5 protein-coding genes are annotated in these 4,663 nt (G+C 70.3%); 2 read left to right on the forward strand and 3 right to left on the reverse strand.

What is annotated here, in order from left to right; translation table 11 throughout:
* Positions 1–123 precede the first annotated feature (123 nt).
* Positions 124–1,545 (forward strand): acyltransferase family protein, encoded by a 1,422-nt coding sequence (locus AC2W7C_RS13600; protein ID WP_486001915.1) that lies wholly within the window; start codon positions 124–126, stop codon positions 1,543–1,545.
* Positions 1,546–1,606: 61 nt separating this feature from the next.
* Here the strand turns inward: AC2W7C_RS13600 and phhA are convergent, their stop codons facing one another.
* Together phhA and hspQ are read right to left on the reverse strand one after the other, a co-directional pair.
* The gene (phhA, locus tag AC2W7C_RS13605) at positions 1,607–2,482 is read right to left on the reverse strand and encodes a phenylalanine 4-monooxygenase (RefSeq protein WP_486001916.1); all 876 of its coding nucleotides are present in this window, start codon (positions 2,480–2,482) and stop codon (positions 1,607–1,609) included.
* 92 nt (positions 2,483–2,574) lie between these two features.
* Positions 2,575–2,889 carry a heat shock protein HspQ gene (hspQ, locus tag AC2W7C_RS13610; protein ID WP_486001917.1) on the reverse strand — a complete coding sequence of 105 codons (315 nt, stop codon included), beginning with the start codon at positions 2,887–2,889 and terminating at the stop codon, positions 2,575–2,577.
* A gap of 342 nt (positions 2,890–3,231) precedes the next feature.
* Between hspQ and AC2W7C_RS13615 the strand changes: the two genes are divergently transcribed.
* Complete coding sequence (locus tag AC2W7C_RS13615; protein ID WP_486001918.1) at positions 3,232–3,936, forward strand: Ppx/GppA phosphatase family protein; 705 nt, start codon at positions 3,232–3,234, stop codon at positions 3,934–3,936.
* A gap of 237 nt (positions 3,937–4,173) precedes the next feature.
* On the opposite strand, the gene AC2W7C_RS13620 is transcribed toward AC2W7C_RS13615, so the two are convergent.
* Positions 4,174–4,663 (reverse strand): peptidylprolyl isomerase (locus AC2W7C_RS13620; RefSeq protein ID WP_486001919.1); only part of this gene is annotated, 490 nt, incomplete at its 5' end.

The following is a 4,663-nucleotide window of genomic DNA, read 5'->3' on the forward strand; positions in this document are numbered from 1 at the left end:
GCCGCTGGTCACCGCCGCCCCTTCGGCCGTCCCCGCCAGCGGCCCGGGCGTCCCCGGCGGATTGAGGCCTCGGCCGCCGCGCGGACAGGGTCCGGTCGTTCTCATCGCTCATGGAGTCCGGCCTTGTCCGACATCGCCCCCGCCCCGCCGACCCGCCGGTACGATCTCGACTGGATCCGCGTCGGGGCCTTCTTCCTGCTGATTCTGTATCACGTCGGCATGCTGTACGTGTCGTGGGACTTCCACGTGAAGAGCCCGCGTATCGTCGAGGCGATCCAGCCGCTGATGATGCTGACCAATCCGTGGCGGCTGACGCTACTGTTCCTGGTGTCCGGCGCCGCGACCCGCTTCCTGGCGGACGGCTTCGCGGCGAAGGGCGGTCACGCCGGCCCACGGCTGGCGGGGTCGCGCATCCTGAGGCTGCTGCCGCCCTTGCTGTTCGGCATGTTCGTGATCGTGCCGCCGCAGAGCTACTACGAGGTCTTCCAGGCGTTGCAGCAGCAAGGTGTCGCCGATCCGGCGCACTCGCCTTGGCTGCAGGACTTCTGGGTCAAGTACGCGACGGCGTCCGGAAACTGGTGCGACGCCGAGGGCTGCCTGACGACGCCGACCTGGAACCATCTCTGGTTCATCGCCTACCTGCTGCCCTACGGTCTGATCGTCGCCCTCTTGGTCGGCGTCGCCGCAGGGCCGCTGCGGGCGCTGGGCGGCGTGCTGGACAAGGTGTTGTCCGGCTGGGGCCTGCTGGTCTGGCCGATCCTCTACTTCATCCTGCTGCGCTTCACCCTGGCGCCCCTGTTCGAGACGACCCACGCCCTGATCGACGATTGGTACAACCACGCCGTCTCGTTCGCCGCCTATCTGTTCGGCTTCCTGATCGCGCGTTCGGAGCCCATCCGAGCGGCGTTCCTGCGCCTGCGCCGGCCTTCGCTGATCCTGGCGGTGCTGTGCTGGGCCGCTTGGGCGAGCTACGCCTGGATCTATCGCGCCGATGACGCCGTCCCGCCCGACGCCCTGCGCCTGGCCATGCGGGTGGTGTATGCGGCCGACCAGTGGGTCTGGATCGCCGCCATCCTGGGCTACGGCGCGCGATATCTGACCACGGGCGGGCCGATGCTGAACTATCTCAGTCGCGGGGTCTTCCCCTTCTACATCGTCCACCAGACGGTGATCATCGTCGCCGCCTGGTATCTGATGCCGCTGAAGCTGCCGCTGGGGGTCGAGGCCGCGCTGGTGATCGCCGCCACGTTCGCGAGCTGTTTTCTGGCCTACGAGGCCGCGCGGCGGCTGGGCTGGCTGGGCCTGCTGCTGGGCGTGCGGCCGCGAGCGGGATGGCGCGCCGGATCCCGGCAATCGACAGGGGCGTCGAGATCGCCTTGTCATCCCGGCCGAAGCGAAGCGAAGAGCCGGGACAAGTGCGTTCACACGATCACCCTCCCGGAAGCTGCGTCAGCAGCTATCCGGGAGACGGGCAAGTTCAGGGCAGGACGGCGACCTGCCTCCCGGACAATCGCGCCGCGATTTCCGGGAGGTTCAACAAGGTGACGCGACCCGTCCCGGGTCGCCGCCTTCGCGGCGTCCGGGATGACAAGGCGTCACATGGACCTCAGGCCGCGAACCGCCCGCCCCGCGCCGCATAGGCCTGGCTGCCCTGGGTGAAGACCTTGTCGGTCGGCAGGACCGCGTCGATCGGGATCGACTCCGCGCCGTTCAGCCGGTCGTAGATCGGCCCGAAATCCTGCAGCGTCTCGCGCTTCAGCTGTTCGATCGAGTCGATCACGAAATAGACCTGCTGGAAGTCGTCGATCCGGTAGAGGGTCTTCATCACCCGCTCCAGGTCGAAGCCCAGGCGGTTGGGGGAGGGGTCTTCCAGTGCGAACACGCTCTCGGTCGCAGACGACACGATGCCGGCGCCGTAGATGCGCAAGCCGTCCCTGTCCCGCATCAGGCCGAACTCGACCGTGTACCAGTACAGCCGCGCCAGGTTCTGCAGCATGCCCAGGGACGCCGCGCGCTGCCCGCCCTTGCCGTAGGCCTCCATGTAGGCGGCGAAATCCGGGTCGGTCAGCATCGGCACATGGCCGAACACGTCGTGGAAGATGTCCGGCTCCTGCAGGTAGTCCAGCTGGTCCGGCTTGCGGATGAACTGGCCCGACGGGAAGCGGCGGTTGGCCAAGTGGTCGAAGAAGACCTCGTCGGGCACCAGGCCGGGCACGCAGACCACCGTCCACCCGGTCAGGGCCTGCAGCTTGGGGTTCATCAGCGAGAAGTCGGGAATGCCGCCGGTGTTCAGGTCCAGCGCCTTCAGGCCCTTGAAGAAGACCTCGGCGGCGCGGCCGGGCAGGATCTCCATCTGCCGGGCATAGAGGGTGTCCCAGGTCTTGTGCTCGGTCTCGGTATAGGCGCGCCAGTCCTGCGGGATCGTCCAGTCGGCGGCGGCCCCTTCGGGCGGCTTGTCGAAGACGTGCTCGAAATCGGACATGAACGCTCTCCCTGCGCGGGCTCTGGCGGCCCGTTCGCGGCCAATCTAGGCCCGTCGCCCCGGGCGCGCCAGACGGATCGGCGGCGCGCCCGTCAGTGGATCGCCTGTTCCTTCGGCGCGTGGCGGCCCCGCGCGTCGACGGTGAACCAGCGGCGCTCGTCCTCGCGGGCCAGTTGCGCCAGCTCGGGGTCGTGCTCCAGCGAATCCTCGGCCGCGTAGACGATGAAGCCCCCGTCGTCGCCGAGCGCCAGGATCCGGTAGAAGGGCTGGTCGGGCGAGATATGCCCGGTCTCGCCTGGCTGGCCAGCGTAGACGGGATCGACGTCGATCACCACGCCGCGGAAGGCGGCGTCGCGGTGGCGGACGATCTGGCCGAGGCCGAAACGGGCGGACGAGGCGTTCATCATGGCCCCAGCCTGCGCTTCCCAAGCTGAGCCTGGTCCCTTCGCTCTCGTTCATTTTCGCGTCAGACACGCTTGGCGCGGACGAAGTCGGCGGTCTAGGCTGTCCGGGACGGGCGCCGCTTCGGACCGCCCACCTCGAAAGCTCGGCCCATGCCGGAGACCGACGGCTCGCGGAAGCGAGACCCGCGGTCCCAGTCCCGGCGCTCCGACGGAAAGCGCGCCCGCGGCGGCGCCGTCCCGGGGCCAGGGGCGTCGGATTCGGAAGCCCGCCTGTATGGCGCGCTGGATCTGGGGACCAACAATTGTCGGCTGCTGATCGCGAAGCCGTCCCGCGACGGTTTCCGAGTGGTCGATTCCTTCAGCCGCATCGTCCGTCTGGGCGAAGGCCTGTCGCGCACCGGCCGGCTGGACCCGACCGCGATGGACCGGGCCTACGACGCCCTGATGTCCTGCGCCGAGCGGGTCGCCCGCAAGGGCGTCCAGTCCGACCGGCTGATGGCCGTGGCCACCCAGGCCTGCCGCCAGGCCGACAACGGCGCGGCCTTCATCGAACGGGTGCGCGCCGGCACGGGCCTGAAACTGCGCGTCATCGATCCCGTCGAGGAGGCGCGGCTGGCGGTCGAAGGCTGCCTGAACCTGTTCGATCCCGAGTCCCAGGCCGTGCTGGTGGTCGACGTCGGCGGCGGCTCGACCGAACTGAGCTGGCTGCGCCGCGCGGGCGCCCGCTTCGAACTGCAGGGCTGGATGTCGGCGCCCGTGGGCGTGGTCACCCTGGCGGAGCGCCATCCCGAACCCTCGGGCGCGGCCAACGGCGCCCTGGAGGGCTGGTACGAGCGGATGGTGGCCGACATGGCCGCCGCGATTTCGACCGCGCCGATCGATCCGGCGCTGCGCGACCTGTTCGTCCAGGGCCGCGCCCACATGGTCGGGACCTCCGGCGCGATCACCAGCCTGGCCGGCATCCACCTGGGCCTGCGCCGCTACCAGCGCAACCTGGTCGACGGGCTGTGGATGAGCCGCGGCGACTGCGAGGCGGCCGCGACCGCCTGAAGGCCATGGGCCATGCCGGCCGCGCGGCGGAGGCCTGCATCGGCCCTGATCGCGCCGACCTGGTGCTGGCCGGCGCCGCGATCATGGAGGCGGTGCAGCGCGCCTGGCCTTCGGAACGGGTGCGCGTGGCCGGATCGCGGCCTGCGCGAGGGCCTGCTTCTGCAGCGCATGCGCCGAGGATCGCCGTCCGCCCTCGCGGCGCCGCAGACGCCGGGGCCCGAGATCGGCGTCAGCCGTCTAGGAGGGCGGCGCGCCCCCGGCGACCTGAACCGGCAGCGTCACGTCGCAGACCGAGAAGTCGGCGCCCCGGGCGGCGCGGGCTTCCTGGACCAGCGCGTGGAAGCGCGGAGATTCGGTCGACAGGACCTGGACAGTCGGCCGCTCGGTCTCGGGCAGGTCCGAGGCCACCCGCACCCGCGTCATCCGGTCGGGCTGGGCCTGGGCCATCATGCCATTCTCGCCGTCGCCGGCCTGCAGCGCGCGCACCACCTCCAGGCCGGACACGGTCACGCCCCAGATGGTGTAGCGCTTGTCCAGCGCCGGATAGGCCTGGCGCATGATGAAGAACTGGCTGTTGGCGGTGTCGTTGCCTTCGTCGCGCGCCATGCCGGCCACGCCTGGGCAGTACAGGCCCCAGCCGTGCACCTTGCCGTCCCCGGTCTGGGCGAAGGCGGCGTCGGGCTGGGTCTGGACCGGCAGGGCGCGCAGGAAGCCGACCCGCGCGCCG

The organism is Brevundimonas sp. CURTG3B2_SDJG (genome assembly GCF_057364705.1).